The sequence below is a fragment of the Escherichia sp. WS33 genome (assembly GCF_046486385.1).
In the GTDB taxonomy this organism is placed as follows: domain Bacteria; phylum Pseudomonadota; class Gammaproteobacteria; order Enterobacterales; family Enterobacteriaceae; genus ECMA0423.
Genome location: NZ_JBJQLJ010000040.1, coordinates 1 through 24,785 on the forward strand (window position 1 = coordinate 1; position 24,785 = coordinate 24,785).

Below are 24,785 nucleotides of genomic sequence, written 5' to 3' on the forward strand. Positions count from 1 at the left end.
CTGAGGCAGCACCTGGCACGGCTGGGACGGAAGTCGCTGTCGTTCTCAAAATCGGTGGAGCTGCATGACAAAGTCATCGGGCATTATCTGAACATAAAACACTATCAATAAGTTGGAGTCATTACCTGCTTTTTCGGTTGAAAAGAAATTGATTGAATTACTGGAAAAACAATCTGGTCTCCATACGTCTGTGGATTGCAGTACTCCCCTTACAGAGCAGAGTCTGTCGAGAAATGACGGTGAAGACCAGACCAGAAGAAACGCTGAAAATATGTTCGGAGATGACTGAACTAACCCAGCCTGGCCAGGGGAATATCTCGCCATTTAGTTGTATAACACTGACTCAACATTTCCCGTTTCATTTGCCATTCAGGGGCGGTTCCTCGCCCCGCAAACCACACTTTCCCTTTTCCCGACTGGTTCAGTTCATCGAGTGTTTTCATTAACTTTTCACTGTTTTTACGGGGCTGGATTTCATCAAATAATCCCGGCTGCGCTATACCCGATGGTGTGAAATCAGCCAGCATGACTCCTGCCTTCATATAGCGGTACCCTTCACGCCAGACATGGTTTAAGGCTCTGCATGCGGCGGCAATAATGTCCCGGCTGTCCTGTGTGGGCAATGAAAGCTTTTCCACAGCGGCATTGCTGTAACAGGGTTCAGGGGGATGTCCGTACAAATGTCGTCACCTGCCGGCAATACTGACGCTCCCCACGTAGTTTCTCTGCGGCCCGCTCTGCATACTGAACAACAGCCTGGTGCATGGCATCTTTGTCTGTGATTCGTTCACCAAAACTGCGACTATGTCAACGCCACGATGTTTGACCGTTATTTGCCATTTTCATGCCCGCTAAATACTTTCGTTACTGATGCTGTCCGCTTTGCACCATTTCATCATCACTGATTGGCGTTGTGTTTTTGGTCAGCACTCCAGCTTTACGTTTCTCTTTTAACCGGTAACTCTCTCCTTGTTCTTTTTGACGGACGCATTTTACGTTTGGGCTGGATGTAGTAACGCAGCATGGAACGTCCGCCCGTATAACCCATTGCCTTAATCTCCGCGAAGATAACCTCGCTATTCCAGACATTCTCTGCCAGGCGCATGTCGATGTAATCCATAAACGGTTTCAGCTTAACCATTTTGTGGCGGGTCTTTCTGGCTGGCGGTTCAGGGTATTTGAGGTAGCGTCTGACCGTCCGTTCAGAGCAACCAATCTGAGCCGCAATATCGACAATGTACGCGCCCTGCTGGCGCATTTGCTTTATCATGTAAAAGTCCTCTCTGCTCAGCATGTTGATGTCCTTTCTGGTGTGAGAACCTTAAGGAAACAACATGTTGGGTGGAGCGGACAATCCAAATGGTGAATTACCGTCTTATATCACTGGCGCTGACACCTGTAGTTTGTATACACAATCCCTGGCATTGAAACACACATATGAAGTGTACTTCGGATATGACCGTACGCTCAGGAAGTACGGCAGATTCCGTCAAAAATTACCTGTAATGTAGTGGCACACTAAATTTGGCCACCTGATGAAAGGTGATATTCTCACCACAACACAAAACAGGTGACTTAATGAACAAGAAAACCAAACGAACCTTCACCCCTGAGTTCAGGCTGGAATGTGCACAGCTGATTGTTGATAAGGGCTACTCATATCGACAGGCCAGTGAAGCGATGAATGTCGGTTCAACCACGCTTGAGAGCTGGGTACGCCAGCTCAGGCGAGAGCGCCAGGGTATTACGCCCTCTGCCACACCCATTACTCCAGACCAGCAACGTATCCGCGAGCTGGAAAAGCAAGTTCGCCGTCTGGAGGAACAAAATACGATATTAAAAAAGGCTACCGCGCTCTTAATGTCCGACTCGCTGAACGGTTCACGATAGCCGCCAGACTAAGTGACAGCCACACGGTTGTCAGCCTGTGTTCTGCTCTGGAAATACACCGCAGCAGTTACCGGTACTGGCGAAAACGACGCGATACGGTTAATCCGGCACGAGTCAGGTTGTGCAGCGAAATACGCCGGGCGTGGAACCAAAGTCGGGGCTCTGCGGGCGCGCGCACTCTGGCTGAAATGCTGACTCAAAACGGCGTCCCGATGAGCCGTTACCGTGCCGGACGTCTGATGAAATATCTGAACCTGAGCAGTTGTCAGCCCGGAAAACATCAGTATAAAAATGCCCGTCAGGAGCATACCAGCCTGCCGAATCTGCTTGAGCGTCAGTTCGCAGTACCGGAGCCAGACCGGGTATGGTGTGGAGATATTACGTATCTCTGGGCAGGAAATCGCTGGTGCTATCTGGCGGTTGTTATGGATCTTTTTGCCCGCAGGGTTATCGGCTGGAGTCTGTCAGCGCATGCCGATACCGCACTGATAAGCAGTGCCCTGCGGATGGCCTATGAGACGCGTGGCCAACCCCGGGATGTCGTGTTCCATAGCGACCAGGGAAGCCAGTATACAGGCCTTAAATATCAACAACTTCTCTGGCGTTGCAGAATAAATCAAAGCGTCAGTCGGCGGGGAAACTGCTGGGATAACAGCCCCATGGAACGCTTCTTCCGCAGTCTGAAAACAGAATGGGTGCCAACGAATGGTTACGCAGGCAAGGACGAGGCCCGGCAGCAAATTAATGATTACATATTGAACTACTACAACAGCGTCAGACCTCACCATTATAACGGTGGGCTGACGCCGGAAGAGTCAGAGAACAGATACCATTTTTACTGTAAAACCGTGGCCAATATTACTTGACCACTACATAAAGACAGACATCAGAAAAAACAGTGCTCGCCGCAGACCGGTGACCGGGCGAAGCCCGCGAACCGGCGAGGAAGCGCAATGTATCTGTAGTTACAGGGAGCAGGTACGCCCTGAAGCCCTTTCATAAAACGGTTGTGTGCGCTGTCCTTCTGGAATGATTTATCCACATATCCGGAGGCCCGATCCAGTAAACAGATCCATGAATGATCAACAAAGGATCCATTAAAGATCCCCATATCGCTGCAAACCTTGTCACTCATGGGCCGGGAGCACGATCACATAAGCTGTGGCATGTTACTGATAAACTGTAACATGCTAATGATAAGCTGTATTCAGTAATCCATATACTGAAGTAAGTTAATGACATAAACTATGGTCAGTATGCCAGACTCAGTTGTTAAATACAGGCTGCAGGTTTTTCTTCAGTCAGTTAGCGGAGTTCTGACACACGATTTTCTGTTTATTCTTTTACTGTCCACAGGCTGGAGGCTTTCTGGAAAACGAAAATTCAGACATCAAAAAACTGTTCGGCGAGGTGGATAAGTCCTCCGGTGAGCTGGTGACACTGACACCAAACAATAACAACACCGTACAACCTGTGGCGCTGATGCGTCTGGGCGTTTTTGTACCGACCCTTAAATCACTGAAGAACAGTAAAAAAAATACACTGTCACGTACTGATGCCACGGAAGAGCTGACACGTCTTTCCCTGGCCCGTGCTGAGGGATTCGATAAGGTTGAGATCACCGGCCCCCGCCTGGATATGGATAATGATTTCAAGACCTGGGTGGGGATCATTCATTCCTTTGCCCGCCATAACGTGATTGGTGACAAAGTTGAACTGCCTTTTGTTGAGTTTGCAAAACTGTGTGGTATACCTTCAAGCCAGTCATCCCGCAGGCTGCGTGAGCGCATCAGCCCTTCCCTGAAGCGCATTGCCGGTACCGTGATTTCGTTTTCCCGTACCGATGAGAAGCACACCCGGGAATATATCACCCATCTGGTACAGTCAGCTTACTACGATACTGAGCGGGATATTGTGCAGTTACAGGCCGATCCCCGCCTGTTTGAACTGTACCAGTTTGACAGAAAAGTCCTTCTCCAGCTTAAGGCGATTAATGCCCTGAAGCGACGGGAGTCCGCCCAGGCACTCTACACCTTTATAGAGAGCCTGCCCCGGGATCCGGCACCGATATCGCTGGCGCGGCTGCGTGCACGCCTCAATCTGAAGTCTCCTGTATTTTCCCAGAACCAGACGGTCAGACGGGCAATGGAGCAGTTGCGCGAGATTGGATATCTTGATTACACGGAGATCCAGCGGGGGCGGACAAAATTCTTCTGTATTCACTACCGGCGTCCCCGGTTAAAAGCGCCGAATGACGAGAGTAAGGAAAATCCGTTGCAACCTTCACCTGCGGAAAAAGTCAGTCCGGAGATGGCGGAGAAGCTTGCCCTGCTTGAGAAACTGGGCATCACGCTGGATGACCTGGAAAAACTCTTCAAATCCCGCTGAACATAAACTGTAGTCAGTGAAGAGCGCTCCTTTACTGACTACAGCTTATATTAACCGGTGCAGTGAGTGGTCTGCTCACTGCAGTTTATATTCTGTTTCCTGCAGTGCTGTCTGTAGCTGAGCTGCCATCTGCCTGTCCCTTACGTAAGTGATCCCGTAACCTGATGCTGAGGCATTGCTCCCTTCATAAAACATGACTTACTCACTACAGCTTATATACATGCTCCAGCTTATGTTATGCCTGTTCTGCTGACCACAGCTTATATAAGGAAGCGCGTATGCCGTCACCTCAGGGGAGGCAGTGTACGCAGGATCTCCGCAGCATCCCGCCCGTCACCTGTGAAAGGCACTGCCAGCGTGGCAGCCATATCCAGTGCAAACACTCTGGTATAAACCTCCATCGAACGTGGATCCCTGTGACCAACCAGTGCCTGGATGACTTTCCGGGGCTGGCGGTGATAGAGCATGTGCATGATATAGCTGTGCCGGAAGGTGTGTGGTGTGACCGGAATCGAAAAGTGTACTCCGTCAGCTTCGGCCCGTCTGACAGCCTGCTTCAGCCAGTTGCGCATGGTTTCGTCGGTCACGGCCCATAATGGTTCACGACGACGGGGCCGGGTGGTGATCATCCAGCTTTCCATCTGCCTGACATAGCTTATATCTGTCAGCGGAACCAGGCGCACTTCATCTTTTGGCGGGCGTCCGCGTCGCGCACGCACTTTTTCGGACAGGATCCGCACAAACGGTCTTACTCCATTCAGGTCAAATGATTCCGGCGTCAGCATCCGGGCTTCGCCAATACGCATTCCGGTATTCCAGAGGGTGGCGAACAGCATATGGTGACGCTGATCCGGCATATAGAAGAGAAGGGCACTCACTTCCGGGGCCAGCAGGTAGGCCGGTGTGGCCCCCGTGGAAGTGGCCATTCTTCTCAGGGAGAGCGCTGTTGCAAAATCCACCCCCGGCGCAATGGGTAACAGGGAGACGCGTTCAGGTGAATTCTGCAGGGGAATGACATTGTTCATGAGTTATTTTTCACGTAGCACACGCACTGTTTATGGATACAGGTATTCTGACCTGAACGCCCGGATCCTTCCACGACAATAAATCGCAGCGCGCGGATCCTTTTGTTTGCTTATCACGCATTATTGCGGGTAAAACCAAATACGTAAAGGCGCGTTTTGCCGCAGGGATCCTGTTTTAAGCCAGTCATGGTGCGGGCTGAGGACTGGTTTGCCGTTTTTGGGAGAATTGGGGTAATGCCAGGACAGGCAGAAACGGAAAAAAAATCCTGCAGACGCCCTTAAAAGACAACTGAAAATTTCTGACTCCATATTCCTCTGGTTTCAGACTGCTTAATCACATCATCAACCTGATACATAATAAACAGATTCTGTTCACAGAATGAACAATTAAGTAAATAGTTAGATTATGCGAAAAAGTACAGATATTTCTCACCATCGTTATTGAATAATATGTCTTCACACAAACAATATTAATATTTTGAGTGTAAGCCCTGACTCAAAGAAAGAAATGTCTGTTTTCGGAATCAAAAATATATAGTTATCAAAATACATTAATTTCAAATTTGAAATTAATGTAAAACGATTTAGTAAATGTTATGACATTATAAATCTACTCCTCCATGTTTAGAGGAGTATTTGCAGACTGGACGCTCTTATATAGTTACTTACCTTTATACATATTCTAACATAAGCATTTACCAACCTTACAGGGAACAGACCATAGTAGTTTATATTTCCATTCAGGTCTGAATGCACCGATAGAATATATCATCTTTTTATTATTATCCTGACAATACCTTCGTGCTTTATCTATATTCAGCCACATAAGGACACTTCCCGGACTTAGTTTCATACAATTCTCATCATTCAGAACTGCACCATTTGGAACGTCATAATAAACATTACATGAGCTTTCAGATTTCAGTACTATATCAATAGCACACGGTTTATTATCCCAGAATAGCACATGGCCAAACATAAGTTCTCGTAAGTGAGAAATAAACATTAACAGATTATCATATTCGTAGCAAGGTAGGGTACCTCCAAACCGGGAATGAAAAAGTGATATATAAGAGCTGGATATTTCTTTATCGGATAACTGGCTTATACACTTAATCTCTCCGCCATTCCTGATAAATCTCTGGATTTCATTTCGGCGAGTTTTTTCAAATTTAGGTGAAAAAGATTCCTTTATAATACAATTTTGTTTTTTTCTGGCTATTTTCCATGTTGCATTGATAATATTTTGTTTATTTATAATTGATAATTTATTAGTTTTATCCGGAAAAAAACATCTTGCATGTGGGGAAAAAGGAATTAATACCTCATCAGATGAAAGAGGATAAGACCTTCTTGCCATTATCCCAATTTGTTTTCCATTGCACAGAAAATATGAGCCTTTGATATCACCATCTTTTTCATAGTGAAAAAAATCAAACTTCCAGTCATGATGTATCATAAAGTATGAAACAACATCCGGATGCATGTTTACACTACCACCGTATTTTTCAAAAGTTTTTTTGTACGTTTCGAATGTAGATGGTTTCCAGGCCGTAATAATGCGCTTTATATTTTTAATTGACAAAGTCATATCCTCGGCGTTTTTATATGTTATGAGTGCAACACCAACAATAATTCTGATTATGATAAATATTATTTAAAATCAACTTCCATTTGTTGTTGAATTGAAAGGTGTTTTGTCGTTTCTATACAGTATTTAATATAATCAGTAAACTTTGGCGGTTTAGGCATTCCGATACTCAGTAGCTTGTCGTTACTGAAACAAACATTGAGCATACTGAACGCTCCATATAAACGAATGGCTTTTAACATAAGGCGTTCGTTACAGGGACCAAAAATATTTTTAAAATCATGACGGCTCATTGCCAGTATGTCATAACTGACTTTAGTATATCTGTCTCCAACAGGATCACAGTTCAAAGCACGGGCTACAGCTTCGTCAATAGCAGAGAACGTCACACTACTTTCTTTACCTGCTGATATATGAACAATCTCACCATTAATTAACGAACTTTCAAGCAACATTAGCAATGCATCAGCACAATAATCTACAGGGATAACATCTATTTTATCATCCAGAGAGCACATAAATTTTTGCAACATTAACCCCATTCTGAATACCCAGAAAATACTGGTTGAAGGTAAGCACCCTAAACGACTGTGGCCAACAATAATTGATGGTCGGGCAACCAACAAAGGTAAATCAGGACACTGCTTACGCATCAGATATTCTATTGTTGCTTTTGAATGCGTATACTCCACTAAATGTTCACCTGTTTCTGATGAAGCAGACTCTTCCTTAACTAGCGACCCCGTATGAGGTGTACAAGACATAGCAGTACCAACATGAAGGAAGCGTTTCAGTCCTGCCACTTTTGCCATTCTTCTTGCAAAAGCAAGTGTACCTGTAACATTCACATTCCATATAAAAGGATTATTACCAAAAGAAGCTATAGCCGCACAGTTTATAACATGAGTGACTTCATCAAGACGAGGATCCATGAGAAAGGCTTCCGGATTATTTAGATCCCCAGGCAAGATGTTATCATTAGTTAATGCATGCAACCTTTCCTCACAAACATTAAATTTACGCATATTTTCTTTAATTCTTTCCAGTCCCGCTTGTGGAGTAGGTGCTCGTACTAAAAGTAGCAAATTTATATTATTACAGTTATCCAGCAGCTTATCCAGGACCGCGCCACCAAGAAATCCTGTTGCACCTGTAAGTAATAACAATTTCATATCTAACCTCTTTTGTTTTCATGTAATCATTATAAAAATAAATTATCTTACATAAACTATGATTAAACAAAATCAAGAGAGATTAAATGTAAAAACAATGTTTATTTTTATACGACAGGATCCTTCAGGTTATTGCGAGTGTTTTTATTGGATGGTCTTCTTATTATTGACGAGTAATAGAATTATAATAAAATTCATATTATTAACATCGCTTATCAATTATTTTTATGTCGATAACACTGTGTCGTTATGCATGAAGAGTGGCAGAGCAGCATCTTTAAAAATACAAGAGTTAACAGAAACACTTTTATCGTTGAGCACATATACCCTCCACATATTATAAAAAATCAAAAGACCACCATCAGAAGTGCTGGCCTTTTGTTTATCATATTTAAAGTGTCATGAAAAAGTTAAAAACAGGCATGCTTCAGGTTAAAAATAATACTTCAGACCAGCTGTGGTCATAAAGTTATAGCTTTCAATGCCTGCACCATTTTTGGTGTGATCAGATATATTCAAATTTCTGGAGTACAGAGAAGTATCACCTTTCTTATTAGTAATACGGTTCCATGTTCCTTCGACATAAACTTTAGCTGCAGGTGTAATATAATAACCAGCATGTAGTGAGACAGAGTAATAGTTCTGATTATTTACATCGCTACGATAGGTGATCCTTTTCTCAGGGTTGTAATGCTCATCATTATCCGATGCCTTCACCCATCCGCTATATTTGAAACTCCCCCCGAACTCAAAGCTATCATACCGATAATTACCGGTTAACCCTATATAGGGCATTTTAAAGTGTTGTTTGTAGCCTATAGCTCTTTCACCATCTGGAAATGATCCCGTTTCATCCCGGAAGCCTCCCTCACTACTATAGATATAAGAGCCTCCTTTTGCTGTAAAGCTATAACGATTTTCCTGGTAACCAGCCATAAGACCTAACTGATAGTCTGGTTGATTCAGGAGCCATCCCTTAATATTCAGGTCGAATTCATTAGCAAAATTTAGACGGGTATTCGGATGTTTACTCTCATCAGTCCAGGTTCCGGGATTGCTCGTATCCAGCCAGTCCCTGTCCACCATATTGCCTCCACGACCAGCTAATGTTGTCCACCCTGAGGCACCGACAGATACTCTGGGTAACAGATCCCAGTTAAATGCCCCCTTGACAATTGGCGCATTACTGTATTTCCAGTCCAGCTGGCTGGCTTTGCGCCCTTTTTCTTCAGGCAGATAAACCCGTTCTTTGGCCTTGCCACTTAAAGTGCCAAAATCAATCTCCGTACTGATTTTCTCCGGTGTAAAAGAAAGCCCAGTATCAGAAGCCAGTGCAGCAAACGCTACAGGAGCTGAGAGTGCAGTAGCAAGAATCTTTAAGTACATAGACAAGTTAACTCCATTCCACTCGTTTGTTTTTGATAAATATTTTTTTATTTACTCGTAGTAGTCAACTGAAAAATGCTGTTTTGTTTAACGTTTGTTTACAATGTGGCCGCATGTCGCTTTATTTATTCCCTTTTATGTCAGAATATCAGGGGAGTCAGTCAAACCCGGTATGATTACTGCCCCGGTCATCCATGTTCCAGGAAATATCAGGGCATACAGGGTGCTGGTAACTGCGAATAAGGCCCTGGTCGGACACTTTATGCCGGGAACGTCTGTAACATGGAAACCGGTACCTTCTTCCTGGGTTTATTTTGTTAACTCTTATCTAAAGGGAGACAAAATGGCCAAATCCTGCGATTATGAAGCAATCAGGGTTTTTATTAGCGTTAATGTCGGCAAATATACCAATAACGCCATTACAGTTAATTATTCAGATAGCGTTTGTGCGACAAGGCATTACCATTCGACGAAAATAAACTCAGGTGGTTGATATCAGAAATCAACCGTGGCTCCACCTACAAAAAAAGTTGCTGGTTTATAAATCCCTCCTTTCTGATTAATAAGAAAACTAATAACATATGAGTATAATTACTTGTTCAGATAGGTTAATTATCTTCGTGATTGATATTTATTTGGTTTCAGTAAAAATGATGTTTTTATTATAAAGTTTATAAATACCAAGTCGGTGGTGTTTATTAGTGTAATGGAGGGGAGTGCGTAAATCGTTACATGTAACACTTCCTTCCAATAATACTTTATAAATCAATAAATGTATGATTACTTATTTCCTGAAATATCACATATATTGCTATATTTCTTAACGAGATATTCTTATTTTATTGATAATTGCATCTCTTTTATTTAATGTAAAGCTTTCTTATTAATCTTCTAATGTATTGCAAAATGGTAGATGCTGAGTAATCAACAGACTTGTATGTAAAGTCAAGATTAACGTTGCTAAAGCACGCATCAATTTTCTGATAAAAGGATGGGGTTGTTTTTTTCGATAAAAAAAATTCTTGTCTAACCACTGGTGAAATAAGATTATTATTACCCCGAATTAATACTGAGCCTAACAATAGAATACAAAAAAAACAAAATGCTTTAAATAAGGGGAGCACTATAAGTTATCCTCTTTACTTTATGCTTACCAACTCACTTATGTTACTTTATAACATAACCCATCTTGCGTTGTAAACAGACTCGTTTTAGTTCCATGCACCTTTTGAGATCGTGACCAAATAATGGCGTTAGTGATGTTCTTCCAGTGTCATATGGTTAAGTAGTTGATATGGCGTTCACTGTTATATTCTGACAACCAGTTTGCCGCCAGTTCCCGCTTTTCATCCAGCGTTCTGAACAGACAAAAACCGAGTATTTTTGTTCGGTATGTCCGGTTAAAACTCTCGATAAAAGCGTTCTGCGCCAACTTACCTGATTGGGTAATCTCCAGTTTTACTACATGTTTTTCTGCGCATTACGTCCGTGTTGGATAAAAAAAATCCTGGCCATAATCTATGCGAATCATAGCTGGATAGACATGGTTTTCCGCAATCCTTGAACCGCCCCGGGAATCCTGGAGACTAAACTCCCTGAGAAAGAGGTAAACAGGATGACTAAAAATACTCGTTTTTCCCCCGAAGTCCGTCAGAGGGCGATTCGTATGGTTCTGGAAAGTCAGGGCGAATATGACTCACAGTGGGCGGCAATTTGTTCCATTGCCCCAAAGATTGGCTGTACACCGGAGACTCTGCGTGTCTGGGTACGCCAGCATGAGCGGGATACCGGAGGCGGTGATGGCGGGCTCACCACCGCTGAACGTCAGCGTCTGAAAGAGCTGGAACGTGAAAATCGTGAACTGCGCCGCAGTAACGATATCCTTCGCCAGGCTTCCGCTTATTTTGCGAAGGCGGAGTTCGACCGCCTCTGGAAAAAATGATGCCACTGCTGGATAAGCTGCGTGAGCAGTACGGGGTCGGACCGCTATGCAGCGAACTGCATATTGCCCCGTCAACGTATTACCACTGTCAGCAACAGCGACATCATCCGGATAAACGCAGTGCCCGTGCGCAGCGCGATGACTGGCTGAAGAGAGAGATACAGCGCGTATACGATGTACGGTGTGCGTAAAGTCTGGCGTCAGTTGTTACGGGAAGGAATCAGGGTGGCCAGATGTACAGTGGCGCGCCTCATGGCGGTTATGGGACTTTCCGGTGTTCTCCGGGGTAAAAAGGTCCGCACTACCGTCAGCCGGAAAGCCGTTGTCGCAGGCGACCGCGTAAACCGTCAGTTCGTGGCAGAACGTCCTGACCAGTTGTGGGTGGCTGATTCTACTTACGTCAGCACATGGCAGGGGGTCGTCTATGTGGCGTTCATCATTGATGTGTTTGCCGGATACATCGTGGGGTGGCGGGTCTCATCGTCTATGGAAACGACATTTGTGCTGGATGCTCTGGAGCAGGCGTTATGGGCCCGTCGACCGTCCGGCACAGTCCATCACAGTGATAAAGGTTCTCAGTATGTATCGCTGGCCTACACACAGCGGCTTAAGGAAGCCGGATTACTGGCATCAACAGGAAGTACAGGCGACTCGTATGACAACGCGATGGCGGAGAGCATCAATGGCCTTTACAAAGCGGAGGTAATACACCGTAAGAGCTGGAAAAACCGTGCAGAAGTGGAACTGGCCACACTCACGTGGGTGGACTGGTATAACAATCGACGATTGCTGGAAAGGCTGGGCCATACTCCTCCGGCAGAAGCAGAAAAAGCTTATTATGCTTCCATCGGAAACGATGATCTGGCAGCCTGAGTTCACAGATAAAACACTCTCCAGGAAACCCGGGGCGGTTCACCTACAGAGTACCGCTACCACTTGTGAAGCTGGCAGATTCAGATTGTTTTCAATCGACAACGCCTCATAGTTAAAGTCATCAACGACATTGAACGTGTGAAGTGGTCAACAAAAACTGGCCACCGAGTTAGAGTTTTTCCAGTATCGATTTTCCGATTCGTTTGGGGATAACCCACCGTTATATTCGTGCGGTCTTAGTGCGCTGTAATATCCAACGATATAGACCGTTATGGCGTGAGCGGCCTCGCAGAAGCTTCGTAACCCACCACCGGCATCCATTCGTTCTTCAGACTCCTGAAGAAGCGTTCCATTGGGCTGTTATCCCAGCAGTTTCCGCGCCGGCTCATACTCTGCCTGATCTGGTATCGCCACAATAACTGCCGGAACTGCCTGCTCGTATCGCTGTGGAACATCACCCCGCCGGGCTTACCCGTCCAGATATAGGTCACATCACCGCACCACACCTGTATAGCGGCGTAATCCCCAAAAACGATGCTGGTTGTCAGTAAACAAGCCATGAATGACAGTCGTTCCTGAAATCATAAGACCTGGAGGAGTGTATGCTCCGTCGCAGTAATTACCACGATACGCTTGCAGAATTTTTTCCAGTTACTGAAGCGTGAACGGATAAAGAAAAAGCTCTTCGGAACGCGGGAAGACGCCTCCAACGATATTTTTGAACATCGAAATGTTTTATAACAATAAGCGTCGGCATGGTTCCTGCGAACAGATGTCAACAATAGAATATAAAAACAATTATTATCAACAACTTGGAAGGAGTAAGACTACTCGTGGCGATTCAATATTAGATCATTGATGGAGATATAAATGGCTCACTTTTTATCGGTTGTTGACGATACGTTTATCAAGTATACATGAAAATTTCTTCATACCAGCTATATGAGACGTTAAGACTAATAATCTTACTCCCAAAATGACTATGTTGTTGCAGTTTGGTTTATTGACTCTTGTCTATAGTTCACCGAATGCCAAGATGAGGGAGCGAGGAACTTTACTGTCTACGCCTCTCTTCCTGGTTACAAAGACAAGCGTAAAACTCACCATCCATTAGAACTAAAGGCACTTTCCTGAGCAGAGTTTTCATCTGCAAGATAAAAGCTATTTTACAGCCGTAAAGTCCAGTGAAACGAAAGAGAGGTTAGTGAATTAATTACTTGATGTATTAAAGTATAATGGGCGTAGATAACACCTTAATACGAAATCTTGTCAGGCTTTCCCGGTAATTAGTAATACTGTTGAAACAAAGCGAGAGGGGGTTAGCCCAATTTACGCAAATAAATAATAATCTTGATTATGATTAATTCCAAATAAGTATATTTTTCCAGTAGATGCTGGGCATTAACTAAGAAAACCCAGAATACCACTTTCATTGTTATGGAAAACATGGACAATGTTAATGAAATATATTTCTCACCGCGCCATCATTTGTACCTTGACACTGTTGATCATTATTATCACCGTTTTGTTCACCTTTCTGAGAAGCTCTGATGTGCCAGAATATATTACTGCCCCGGTGCGCAAAGGCGATATAGAAAATTCTGTTCTGGCGACAGGCCGTATTGATGCAATTGAACGGGTAAACGTAGGGGCACAGGTATCAGGGCAATTAAAATCACTGAAAGTGAAACAGGGCGACCATGTGACTAAAGGGCAGTTGATTGCCGAAATTGACGACCTACCTCAGTGTAACGATTTGCGTAATGCCGAAGCTGCACTCAACGAAGTGAAAGCAGAACTTCAATCCAAGCAGGCGCTCCTGAAACAGGCTGAACTGCGTTTTAAACGCCAGCTCCGGATGCTAAGAGAAAATGCCAGCTCACACGAAGATTTTGAGTCTGCGGAGGCAATGCTTGCGACCACTCGCGCTGAATTACATTCTCTGAATGCCAAACTGGTCCAGGCACAGATAGAAGTAGATAAGAAAAAGCTTGCCCTTGAATATACGCGAGTCGTAGCGCCAATGGATGGAATTGTTATTGCCATTGTCACTCAGCAAGGGCAAACCGTTAACTCAAACCAGAGTGCCCCAACAATTATTAAACTCGCTCGTCTGGATGTCATGACCATTAAAGCACAGATCTCCGAGGCTGATATAACCCGTATTTCTGTGGGGCAAAAAGCCCGCTTCTCTATCTTCTCCGAACCGGACAAGCACTACAGCGCAACACTGCGTGCCGTTGAACTGGCACCAGAATCGGTAATGAAAGATGACTCTCTCGCCAGCAACACTTCAGCATCAGGCTCCGGAACTTCAAATGCGTCCGTTTATTACAATGCTCTATTCGATGTGCCTAACCCAGAAAATCGACTTCGTATTGCCATGACTGCTCAGGTTACCCTGATTACTGATGAAGCCCAAAATACACTGCTGGTACCCATTCAGGCAGTGCACAGAAATGAGGGGAAGAAGCAACAGGTCCTGGTGCTGGCAGCAGATGGCAGGCTGGAACCCCGGAATGTGAAAACTGGTATCACGAACAGCGTGGATATTCAGATCCTCGAAGGTTTAAATGTCGGAGAAAATGTCGTGCTGTCGCTGCCGGATAAGAAAGAGCCCGAAGAAAGGATTATGCTGTGAAAAAACTTATTGAGTTAAAAGGGGTTAGCCGAACTTATGGCAACGGAGATCAAACGCGGACCGTCCTGAAAAATGTCGATTTGACAATCGTTGCTGGAGAAATGGTGGCAATCATTGGAGCCTCTGGCTCAGGCAAATCAACCTTAATGAACATAATGGGTTGCCTTGACGTACCCAATAGAGGTGATTACTACATCGACGGACAAAATGCCGCCTGTCTTTCACCCGATGAGCTGGCTAGAGTGCGCCGGGAACACATTGGCTTTATATTCCAGCGCTACCATTTGATACCTGATCTTAGCGCACTTGGTAACGTGGAGATCCCGGCCATTTACGCCAACAGCGAACGCGACAGCCGTCGGCAACGTGCAACGGCGTTGCTGGGCAGACTGGGACTGGAAGGACGTGAGCATCATAAACCTTGCGAACTTTCAGGCGGTCAGCAGCAACGCGTCAGTATTGCCCGAGCACTGATCAACGGTGGAAAGATAATTTTGGCGGATGAGCCAACTGGTGCTCTGGATTCGCAATCCGGGCAAGAAGTGTTAGCCATTCTGAATGAACTTAATCGACGTGGTCATACTGTAGTAATGGTGACCCACGATATGAAGGTCGCCCGGCACGCAAAGCGAATCATTGAGCTGTGTGATGGCGAAATCATCGCTGATAGTGGAGGTTGCGTATCTGCGACGGAAACACTACCAAAAACCAACAGAATCCGGCAAAGCTATTGGAAAACACTGCTCGATCGAACGCGTGAATCGATGCAAATGGCGCTAAAAGCGATGAAGACGCATCGCTTACGCACCACGCTTACCATGATCGGGATTGTTTTTGGTATCGCCTCCGTTGTCACTGTTGTGGCATTGGGTGAAGGAGCCAGGCAAGAAACACTGGAAGAGATTAAAAGTCTGGGGACAAACGTGGTCAGCATTTATCCCGGGCAGGATTTGTTCGATGACAGCATTGAGAGTATTAGAACATTGGTACCTGCTGACGCAAATGCACTGGCGAAGCAAGGGTTTATCGATAGCGTCAGCCCGGAAGTTAGCGCTTCAGACAACATTCGTTTTCTGGGTAAATCTGCGATAGCGTCCATTAACGGCGTTGGGCGGGAACATTTCCGGGTAAAAGGTATTGAGTTGTTGCAAGGGACTACTTTTAGAGACGATCGCAACGCTCTACAGGAAGTTATTATCGATGAGAATACTCGTAAGGCCATTTTCGACAACACAGGGTTACAGGCTCTGGGGCAAATAGTCTTTCTTGGTTCTGTACCAGCACGAGTGGTTGGCATCGCTAAAAGTAACAACCGTAGTGATGCATCAAATCGCATTACTGTGTGGATGCCTTACAGCACGGTGATGTACCGTATTGTGGGTAAACCAGTTCTGACCGGTATTAGCGTCAGGCTAAAAGACAATGTGGATAACGAGGCTGCAATCAGCGCTATCTCCCAACTATTAACCCGGCGTCACGGCATAAAAGACTTCCAGCTTTATAACTTTGAACAAATAAGAAAGTCTATCGAACACACCTCAATGACCTTCAGTATTTTAATTCTTATGGTCGCATGTATCTCACTAATGATCGGCAGTATCGGGGTGATGAACATCATGTTGATTTCTGTAACGGAACGAACTCATGAAATTGGCGTACGAATGGCGGTTGGCGCGAGACGCAGCGACATTATGCAACAGTTTATTATTGAGGCCGTATTGGTTTGCCTGATTGGTGGCGCACTCGGTATTGCACTGTCGTATATCACAGGTGCGCTCTTTAACGCTCTGGCGGACGGGATATTCGCAGCTATATATTCGTGGCAGGCTGCTGTTGCTGCATTTTTTTGCTCAACCTTAATTGGCATAATCTTCGGGTATCTCCCAGCCCGCAAGGCAGCAAGGATGGACCCGGTTATTTCACTGGCCAGCGAATAATATATGAAAATTTTATCATCGTTGACTTTATGCCTTATCACCGCACTCTGTTCAGGTTGCACAAACGTGCTGAAAAGTGACTATCGCGCTCCCGAAGTGAACTATCCCATCAACTGGACCAAGGGCGATGTGGACGGAAATACATCCCCGTTTGACTGGGAAGAATTTAACGATCCTAATCTCGATAACTGGCTTCACCTGGTGATGACAAGTAATAACGACATAGCTATAGCTGCACTGCGGATACATCGGGCGCAGCTGGATGCGGAAAGAACAGGTATCACCAATACTCCTGCACTAAAGGCGGCACTGAGTATGGACGGAAAAAAACAGCTGAATAACTCGTCCGGCTGGGCAAAAAGCGGTTCTGCCAGCCTTGGCACCAGCTATGAGCTGGATCTCTGGGGAAAAATTGCCCGTCAGCGTGATGTTGCTGAGTGGGCAGTCCATGCCAGTGAAGAAGATTTTCGCTCCGCGCGCCTGATGCTGCTTTCAGAGGCCAGCAATAATTACTGGCGTATCGGTTTTGTAAATCAACAAATTACCACCCTCCAGCAGAGTATTGACTATGCAAAAGAGACGCTGCGTCTGGCCGAGGTTCGCTATCGTGCAGGAAATATCTCGTCGCTGGATGTGATTGACGCGCAGCAAAACCTGCTCACGCAAGAGAACCAGCTTACAGGGCTACAACGAGAACATTCACAGCTACTCAATCAGCAGGCCGTTTTGCTCGGCACCGTGCCCGGTTGCCAGATAGTCGAGCCCACAACGCTGCCAAAAGGAAGCCTGCCTAAGGTCAATGCGAATATTCCTGCCAGCATACTGATGCGCCGGCCTGACATAAGTGCTAAAGAGTGGCAGTTGCGTGAGGCGCTAGCTACGGTTGATATCAAGCGTAGCGAATATTACCCCACCTTCAACCTGACAGGCGCTTTGGGTACCAGCAGCGCTTCGCTACTGGCATTACTGCATAATCCGGTCGGTTCCGTAGGCGCTAACCTGACGCTACCGTTCCTGGAGTGGCGACAGCGGGACATAGAGGTAAAAATTGCCCGTAACGATTACGAACAGCGAGTGCTGGAGTTTAAACAGCTACTTTATAAGGCAATGAGCAGTATAGAGGACGCGCTTTCATTTCGTAACCAGTTGCTGCTTCAGGAGACAAGACTCAGGGAAGAACTGGAACTTGCACGTAAGTCAGAGTGGTTAAACGAAGTTCGTTACCGGCATGGTGCAGTACGTATTTCATTCTGGCTTGATGCTCAGGAAAAACGTCGTCAGGCGGAGCTGCGACTGGATGAAAACCGCTTCAATCAGTTGCAGAATCTAGCAAAAATTTATCTTGAGTTTGGCGGGGCATCAACCTTTCCTTAAGTCTAATTGGGGACAACCAGGAGCAATAAGGAGTGAAAAATAGCCACAGCTGAAAACACCATAGCCATTGACATTTGAGCTTTACCTGCTCTTGAAAACAAAAAATCACTGTTAAGCGCAATGCTATTCACTTCAGCAGAGCAGTATTGCGTGTCACGAGCATGTTTACCATTCTGTGTAAATATCTTTTCTTAAAAGTGATCATCAAAGCAGTCATCAAACTCGATAAATATCCACCGGCATAGCGTAATGCCGAGCAATTAAGGATCAATTGACCGCTCCTTAAACTGCGGCACTATAACGGCTTCTACAACAGGGAGCCGTTTTCTTGTGCATAGAAACCCCCCAGCTAGGCTGGGGGTTCCGGAAAGCTTTCAGCTTTGAGCCAGTTATTAAAACCCCTTTTGATTTATTAAAACACCTTGCGGTCTGGCAACTGCAAGTGTCAAACAAGAAATCAAAAGGGGGTCCCAATGGGGAACGAAAAGAGCTTAGCGCACACCCGATGGAACTGTAAATATCACATAGTATTTGCGCCAAAATACCGAAGACAGGTGTTCTACAGAGAGAAGCGTAGAGCAATAGGCTGTATTTTGAGAAAGCTGTGTGAGTGGAAAAGTGTACGGATTCTGGAAGCTGAATGCTGTGCAGATCATATCCATATGCTACAATGTTTGTCAAAGCTCAGTGAAAATGTCTAATCACTGGCTCATTATAAATGTCCATATATTGAAAAGGCCGCTGCGAAAATCCCTCCCGCAGCGGCCTCTTTAGCATAACGTCATTATGCGAACCATCACTTAATGTTCTTCTCGCATTTTAAGAGAAATAGTAAATTTGTAGCAGTAAGATGAAGCATATAGCTTACCAATTCTTCCGGAACCTCTTTAATATCAACTCCTTGCCCATGACCTGCATTTTTGTTTCTGATGGTTGGAATTCCTGTTTCCAGCATTGTTTTCAGACTTGTGAACTGGCTTTGTAAATATGCCGGAATTAAATTTTGACTTAAACAGCTATTTATTAGTTTTGATGCTGTATCATTAGGACTATATTTCCAGTTATTCTTATCATGTATTGCTTTCATTATACTTTCAAATGATTTCAGACAATCATTTAGACATTCTTTATAACGCTTATGCCTGTAATGCTCATGCGCAGCAAGGAATTCATCATTGGCGCCTTCAAACAAGGGTTCTCCACTTAAAAGAATCAGGGTTGGCTTTACGACATCAGCATGAATCAATTGAGAGTCTATCCTTATTATCTCTTCAGATTCAAACTGATAACCAACCCCATGTTCTCTAAACCTTTCATTTAGTTCAATAACTGCATCTCCAGGACTTTGACTTGTTATGTCTTTGAATTCATAATGGTTTTTCGCAACGTGGCTCACTAGTATCTGGAAGCATATTTCTATGAAATCTAGGCATTTCTCTGTATTTCTCTCTTTAAGGAAAAAGTCGACAAGAGCGTCAAAGTCATTCTTTGCAAATTCCTTCAAAGAAAAAACACCATATTCCTTAGAAAGTATCTCATGGATATATGCATATACTTTGTCAGCTTCATTTCTATACGATGTGTAGCGTTCATTAGAAGAGGGGAAGCCGATAGAATCAGTTATTATTTTAATAATTTGCACCCTGAGTGCATGTGGAATATTGTTATATTGATATACGTCATTTACTTCGCCACGAATTTTTCTTTGTCTCTTAGAATAAATATTAATAATTGCCATGAAATAGCCTCAAGATTTTTTTACATGCTGTTCTGTGATACTTGCTGTTTGGCTCTTTGCACCGCGAAGCGGTTCGGGGTTCTGTGACACCCGAATTTTACCTCGGTTTCCTTTGTATATAATATCATTGAAGTTATTTGCATTTCTCAGAAATCTTCTCTGGCTTTGATTGCAATAGCCGAAAGATAGCGCACACATCGCCGTTGGTCAGTTAGTACGAGGTTTCCGCCAAGTTCACCTTTTACCAAAGATGGCCTCAGAGCTTCCCTGAAGCTTTATCATGGCTTCAAGTAGGTCATCTTCGTTCAGTGAGCGCTGAGATTTGTTGATGCTAGGGGCGTGCCGTCTGCGGGAAGGCTCATCACCAGAACAAGGTAACGATTGTGAGCGATTATTGTCCCGTTTTCTCTGGACCTGACGGGCAACATCCAACACATGGCCAAGTCTCTTGTTATCTACAATGGCGACGGGATCAACCTCAGAAAGCCGGTCATAGGTGGAGTAGGGCAGCAGCACGCCATTTAGTCGCAGCTCCTTATGTCCGTCAGGATAATGCCAGACATCAATATACTTGCCGATGGCTCTTCGACTGTACTCGTTGTCCTCAATCAGATAGAGCATTTTATCGTATTGTACAGTCAGATTTTTTGATACCCGGCGAGGCTCTCGCTAGGTAAATTCTGCATCAAGGTCATCGTCTAATGCCAGCGGCCGGTGCGCGTTAAAATCATGCAAGGGTTCTTTGGCAAAGCGCCGGTTATAATCCTTCTGCAAATGCATTGGCCGCTTCTATTGTACAGATCCCCTTAAGCCTGAGCTCCTTAACGAGTCGGTCCTGAAGTGTCAAATGAGCACGTTCAACGCGGCCTTTTGCCTGGCTGGTTTCAGCACACAAAGGAGTAATATTAAGGCAGCGCATGGCCCTGGCAAACTGGGTTTCGCCGGGGCCGGTGGTGGCGTGCTTATTATTGACTCTGAATACGCTGGCTTTATCGCTGTAGAGGATCATCGGTTTACCGTATTTCTCGATATAGCCACGTGTAGCTTCAAAATAGGTAAATGTGGACTCAGATTTCACAAACAGCAGGTGCATCAGGCGACTGGTGGCATCGTCAACATAGACCAGGGCAGAACAGGGTCGCCCCCGGTTTTCAAACCAGTGGTGGTCGCAGCCATCAATTTGTATCAGCTCGCCAGTACAAGGACGCCGGTAACGAGGCTGATGAATTTTCGGTGCGCGTTGTCTGCGGGGAATCCAGAGTCCGGCCTTTATCATGAGACGTCGGATGGTTTCCTTTCCAAGGACCAGACCGTGAACTTCCTCCAGCTTTTCCCGCGCTAGCGTGGGGCCAAAATCACGGTAGTGCTCCCGGATTATACTGAGTGCCTGATCTGTCAGTGACGCTGGCAACAGACGGTTACCAGTGCGGCCACGACTCTGGTTGTTCATGCCAAGCGGCCCATACTGGCGATAACGTTTGAGCAGACGGCTGCAATGACGTGGCGTGATGCCCAGCATTTCGGCAGCCTGTCCAGGACGGATATTGCGATCGATGACATCCTGAAGGATTTTGAGGCGATTGATTTCTTTCACGGTGAACATTCCGGCGTCATTTATAGCCATAGAAAACTCCTCATCAGGAAAAAGTGAGTCGTTGTCTAGACATAGGGATCTGAGAAACTATAGCCTGGACATTCCTAATGAGCCACAAATAGACATTAGCATTGAGCCTCTACAATGTTTGTGCGCACAATCTATCTTATGTTAAATAACATTGAATATTAACTTACTTCATGAAGCTTACTGCTTCTATTTCCACTTCTTTTTCTTATTAATCGCTCCCCTAATCCACGCATTCATCTGCTCTACAGGCTCTAAAATATTTTTTCTGAGTACTGAGCACAAACTGCTCCATAAAAAACAGACCACAAGTTTGGGCATGATACTGATGTAGTCACGTTTTATTGTTTTCATGAAGCTCTCTGCTATTCCATTACTCACCGGACTCCGCACCGCCGTGTTCTTCGATTTAAGTCCCAACATCCGAGCGAACTGGCGTGTTTCATTAACCCGGTAGTCAGAGTCAGCGGTCGAAAGACCTCCCAGGTAGCTACTCTGCATACCCACTATAATGCAACTATTCTCGTGACGTGTGTTTCAGCTCTCCCCCGGCTATGATACGAGATGGTATGGAGAGCCCTTCTGGGGCCACTGCCTGCACCAGATGCAACAGGACGCCTGATATGAATGCAATTTCTGTCAGGACAGGCGGGTAACTTTCTGTGGCCATGGATCAGGGAATACTCCACCCGACATCCACCACTGAATTTCTTCTTCAGTCAACAAGCAAAGGGATAAGGCATGTGTAAAATCATTAACTTCAGTGGCATTGCCAATGATAGTCAACTGACAGCAGCGATCGCCAAATCGCCCAGAGGCTGTGTCGATGTGTCGCTGTAGCGCTGAACGTTCTTCACGAGTTAAATTATTGTCAGTATGTTCCAGTACTCCAGCTTTCCAGTAGCCAATGAGCGCCAGACTGATGCTTCCTGCTGACTGATTCCAGAGCAGGGCAAGATCATCTCTCCCGGGGAGCCAAAAAAAACCTTTACTGCGATAAACGCCCATGCCCATAAAGCGGTGACAGGTATCCCATAATCTTTGCGGATGGAATGGCCTGTCGTCCCTGATGACGCGCCATATAAGTTCCTCATTGTTGCACGGAGTATCCATGTTTCCTACAAGTGCTTCCAGTTCACTGATGAGTAACTCAACACGGTCAAAATTGTAGTCCGGGATCGCCAGTAATGTGCTCAGTTCAATATTTCCCCATGATACCGCGAGCACATCCACGGAGGGGTTAAGTGGGTGTATGGCTTTTGCCACAGCGGAGATAATGTCAAAGGGCAGGCGGTCATTTCTGGTCAGCAGCAGCCTGTTGCAGAACATGATTTGCTCGGCCAGCAAATTCTCCAGGCCGCGTTTGTTATGCCGGAGATTTTCCTGAAGAGTGGGGATCAGTTTTTTCCCATCATTGTAATCTTCATGGAGCATGACAGTATCAACGAGTGTTAAAAACGCCTTCAGGCGTACACGTGAATGGCGACGCAGGTATTTGACCAGAGGAAGCGGATGACTGCTTCCGGAGGTTTCAATCAGCATCACATCCGGCTTGTTGTGATCAAGCAGGTGGTTAATTGCGAGATCCATCTTTTTGAGGCCTGCGGGGCTGCTGATGCTGTCTGCGGTGATACTTACGAAATTATTGTCTTTTGCATCTACAATATCTGTGTTGGCGATCAGCACGCCGTCCACATCCAGTTCGCTCATGTCATTGACTATGACAGAGACTGAAAGCTGTTTTTCGTGTGCCTGTATGAGCAGGTTTTTCAGCAGAGTGGTTTTCCCTGCGCCGAGGAAGCCATTGAGAATGATGACAGATGTTGTTTCCATATCAGCAGTACACCAGTTAGTTAGCGAGGAAGGCGCTTGGTGGTACAAAGAGCATCCGGATTGAATCGCATAACGTCGACGGGAGTTGTTGTCGTTTTTCCTGTGAGGTCTCAACCTGCCACAGAACGCACCGGACTTATTGGTATTTAGTCTCCATCAGCATAATTATCACCATTTTTATCTCCGGGGGAAGATTTGTTCTGAACAGGAGTGGGAGGTGTGACCTCCTGAAAGTAATTACAGATTGCTAGTTGTTGTATTTTTATTCGAATATGTCTCTTCGTATCAGTGATAGCACCTAGATAAAGTATATTCCGGGAGCGTTATCTGTTCTAGATATCAGAGAGTCAGTCATTTGTAAAAAAGAGAGCTGCATCATTCTATTTTTCCTGTCTATTCACCCTGTTGTCGTATCTAAAAGACATCCGTTCCGAGGATGTCGGGCACCCGTTCTGTACTAAGATACATAGCTTTTGGGTCTGCACTATTTGGAACCGACAGAAGTCTGTCTGTGATATCCGCATTTTTCTGTGTGCGATATATTCCGAAAAACTTCAAACCACTTAAAAGAGGTGTTTCCGGAGGATAAGTTCGACCAGGGAATAGTGTTTCCTGGTAAGTGTGGCGGAGCCAGTTCACCAGGAGTATCTTTCTTATCCAGTTATACTGGATTTTATTAGATGATCACCCTACCCTGCAGCAGTACGCTGACGGTGTTTTTTTGGAGAACCATTATGAATAACGTCATCTTTGATTGGTATTTATCTAGGCAAAAATTCATTCAACGTCCACTGCCAAGATGCAACAGGCAGAGTCCTTAACTGTCAGAATCCAAGTGCTCGAAATTATTCGAATTCCTTACTAATTCCTCCTACACAACTATTGTTATGGAAGCTTGCGAAGATGCTCACTATATGGCACGGAAATTTTCGGAAATGCGTCATAAAACAAAGCTAATACCTCCTCATTTTGTCCAACCCTTCGTTAAAATTAATAAAAATGATTTCTTTGAGGCTGAAACCATATGTGAAGTTACATCAAGCCATCAATGAGATTTGTAGCATTAGGAGCTGAATCCCAGCAGAGGATTCCACTTTTCATCCGTCGTTGACAATGGCCTTGAAAAACGCCGTTACTCACCGTTCTCCTTCACGGTAATACGCAGTTATAGTTGCAGAGCAATGTAATGGATCTTTTATATTAAGAAATTGTGGATTTGCCCCTATATTTCCAGACATCTGTTATCACGGTGATGCTGCCAACTTACTGATTTAGTGTATGATGGTGTTTTTGAGGTGCTCCAGTGGCTTCTGTTTCTATCAGCTGTCCCTCCTGTTCAGCTACTGACGGGGTGGTGCGTAACGGCAAAAGCAC

General features: G+C 45.1%; 13 protein-coding genes, 10 pseudogenes and 1 other annotated feature. Of the genes and pseudogenes, 10 read left to right on the forward strand and 13 right to left on the reverse strand.

Annotated elements, in window-relative coordinates; all coding sequences use genetic code 11:
• Positions 1 to 111, forward strand: a 111-nt coding sequence (locus ACJHXA_RS21840; protein ID WP_001691633.1) for an IS1 family transposase, incomplete at its 5' end; no start/stop codon positions are given.
• Positions 112 to 290: 179 nt separating this feature from the next.
• On the opposite strand, the pseudogene ACJHXA_RS21845 reads toward ACJHXA_RS21840, so the two are convergent.
• From ACJHXA_RS21845 to ACJHXA_RS21855, 3 pseudogenes are all read right to left on the reverse strand, one after another.
• Positions 291 to 804: pseudogene (locus tag ACJHXA_RS21845) on the reverse strand (DUF4113 domain-containing protein); the annotation flags it as partial.
• A gap of 60 nt (positions 805 to 864) precedes the next feature.
• Positions 865 to 972 (reverse strand): annotated as a pseudogene (locus tag ACJHXA_RS21850) (AAA family ATPase); the annotation flags it as partial.
• Positions 965 to 1,294 (reverse strand): annotated as a pseudogene (locus ACJHXA_RS21855) (IS21 family transposase); the annotation flags it as partial. The pseudogenes ACJHXA_RS21850 and ACJHXA_RS21855, both read right to left, overlap by 8 nt.
• 284 nt (positions 1,295 to 1,578) lie before the next feature.
• On the opposite strand from ACJHXA_RS21855, the gene ACJHXA_RS21860 reads away from it, so the two are divergent.
• Positions 1,579 to 2,756 (forward strand): IS3 family transposase gene (locus ACJHXA_RS21860; RefSeq protein ID WP_085968792.1). Its coding sequence is split into 2 segments (ribosomal slippage): positions 1,579 to 1,837 and positions 1,837 to 2,756, totalling 1,179 coding nucleotides; the frame shifts between segments, so codons are not numbered across the junction.
• A gap of 544 nt (positions 2,757 to 3,300) precedes the next feature.
• On the forward strand, positions 3,301 to 4,278 hold the full coding sequence (locus tag ACJHXA_RS21865; protein ID WP_000361611.1) for a RepB family plasmid replication initiator protein: 978 nt from the start codon (positions 3,301 to 3,303) through the stop codon (positions 4,276 to 4,278).
• Positions 4,279 to 4,562: 284 nt separating this feature from the next.
• Here the strand turns inward: ACJHXA_RS21865 and ACJHXA_RS21870 are convergent, their stop codons facing one another.
• The 5 genes and pseudogenes from ACJHXA_RS21870 to ACJHXA_RS21890 all read right to left on the reverse strand — a co-directional run.
• Positions 4,563 to 5,303, reverse strand: a complete 741-nt coding sequence (locus tag ACJHXA_RS21870) for a tyrosine-type recombinase/integrase (RefSeq protein WP_001066954.1) — start codon at positions 5,301 to 5,303, stop codon at positions 4,563 to 4,565.
• A 682-nt stretch (positions 5,304 to 5,985) separates the two neighbouring features.
• Entirely contained in the window at positions 5,986 to 6,888 is a 903-nt protein-coding gene (locus ACJHXA_RS21875; RefSeq protein WP_001312822.1) for an antimicrobial resistance protein Mig-14, read from the reverse strand.
• Positions 6,889 to 6,956: 68 nt separating this feature from the next.
• Positions 6,957 to 8,066 (reverse strand): SDR family oxidoreductase, encoded by a 1,110-nt coding sequence (locus ACJHXA_RS21880; protein ID WP_000771475.1) that lies wholly within the window; start codon positions 8,064 to 8,066, stop codon positions 6,957 to 6,959.
• 432 nt (positions 8,067 to 8,498) lie between these two features.
• On the reverse strand, positions 8,499 to 9,452 hold the full coding sequence (locus ACJHXA_RS21885) for an omptin family outer membrane protease (protein ID WP_000280980.1): 954 nt from the start codon (positions 9,450 to 9,452) through the stop codon (positions 8,499 to 8,501).
• Positions 9,453 to 10,705: 1,253 nt separating this feature from the next.
• Positions 10,706 to 10,929 (reverse strand): annotated as a pseudogene (locus ACJHXA_RS21890) (integrase core domain-containing protein); the annotation flags it as partial.
• 138 nt (positions 10,930 to 11,067) lie between these two features.
• Here ACJHXA_RS21890 and ACJHXA_RS21895 point away from each other — a divergent pair.
• Positions 11,068 to 12,267: pseudogene (locus ACJHXA_RS21895) on the forward strand (IS3 family transposase).
• Positions 11,349 to 11,465 (forward strand) — a sequence feature (AL1L pseudoknot). It overlaps the preceding pseudogene by 117 nt.
• Before the next feature lie 147 nt (positions 12,268 to 12,414).
• On the opposite strand, the pseudogene ACJHXA_RS21900 reads toward ACJHXA_RS21895, so the two are convergent.
• A pseudogene (locus ACJHXA_RS21900) lies at positions 12,415 to 12,776 on the reverse strand (integrase core domain-containing protein); the annotation flags it as partial.
• Between the two features lie 81 nt (positions 12,777 to 12,857).
• Between ACJHXA_RS21900 and ACJHXA_RS21905 the strand changes: the two are divergent.
• The 5 genes and pseudogenes from ACJHXA_RS21905 to tnpA all read left to right on the forward strand — a co-directional run.
• Positions 12,858 to 13,126, forward strand: a pseudogene (locus ACJHXA_RS21905) (IS3 family transposase); the annotation flags it as partial.
• Between the two features lie 594 nt (positions 13,127 to 13,720).
• Positions 13,721 to 14,908 (forward strand): efflux RND transporter periplasmic adaptor subunit, encoded by a 1,188-nt coding sequence (locus ACJHXA_RS21910; protein ID WP_000928804.1) that lies wholly within the window; start codon positions 13,721 to 13,723, stop codon positions 14,906 to 14,908.
• The gene (locus tag ACJHXA_RS21915; RefSeq protein WP_000733250.1) at positions 14,905 to 16,845 is read left to right on the forward strand and encodes a MacB family efflux pump subunit; all 1,941 of its coding nucleotides are present in this window, start codon (positions 14,905 to 14,907) and stop codon (positions 16,843 to 16,845) included. The genes ACJHXA_RS21910 and ACJHXA_RS21915 overlap by 4 nt, the downstream gene beginning before the upstream one ends.
• Positions 16,846 to 16,848: 3 nt before the next feature.
• Complete coding sequence (locus ACJHXA_RS21920; RefSeq protein WP_001312828.1) at positions 16,849 to 18,219, forward strand: TolC family protein; 1,371 nt, start codon at positions 16,849 to 16,851, stop codon at positions 18,217 to 18,219.
• A 473-nt stretch (positions 18,220 to 18,692) separates the two neighbouring features.
• Positions 18,693 to 18,887, forward strand: a pseudogene (gene tnpA, locus ACJHXA_RS21925) (IS200/IS605-like element IS200C family transposase); the annotation flags it as partial.
• Positions 18,888 to 19,015: 128 nt separating this feature from the next.
• Here the strand turns inward: tnpA and ACJHXA_RS21930 are convergent.
• The 4 genes and pseudogenes from ACJHXA_RS21930 to ACJHXA_RS21945 form a co-directional block, all read right to left on the reverse strand.
• Positions 19,016 to 19,957, reverse strand: a complete 942-nt coding sequence (locus ACJHXA_RS21930; RefSeq protein ID WP_283512360.1) for an STM4504/CBY_0614 family protein — start codon at positions 19,955 to 19,957, stop codon at positions 19,016 to 19,018.
• Positions 19,958 to 20,191: 234 nt separating this feature from the next.
• A pseudogene (locus tag ACJHXA_RS21935) lies at positions 20,192 to 21,581 on the reverse strand (ISNCY family transposase).
• A 186-nt stretch (positions 21,582 to 21,767) separates the two neighbouring features.
• Positions 21,768 to 22,055, reverse strand: a pseudogene (locus tag ACJHXA_RS21940) (hypothetical protein); the annotation flags it as partial.
• A gap of 162 nt (positions 22,056 to 22,217) precedes the next feature.
• The gene (locus ACJHXA_RS21945) at positions 22,218 to 23,411 is read right to left on the reverse strand and encodes a CobW family GTP-binding protein (protein WP_000450494.1); all 1,194 of its coding nucleotides are present in this window, start codon (positions 23,409 to 23,411) and stop codon (positions 22,218 to 22,220) included.
• A 1,303-nt stretch (positions 23,412 to 24,714) separates the two neighbouring features.
• On the opposite strand from ACJHXA_RS21945, the gene ACJHXA_RS21950 reads away from it, so the two are divergent.
• A partial coding sequence (locus ACJHXA_RS21950) for an IS1 family transposase (RefSeq protein WP_001568368.1) occupies positions 24,715 to 24,785 on the forward strand: 71 nt, incomplete at its 3' end.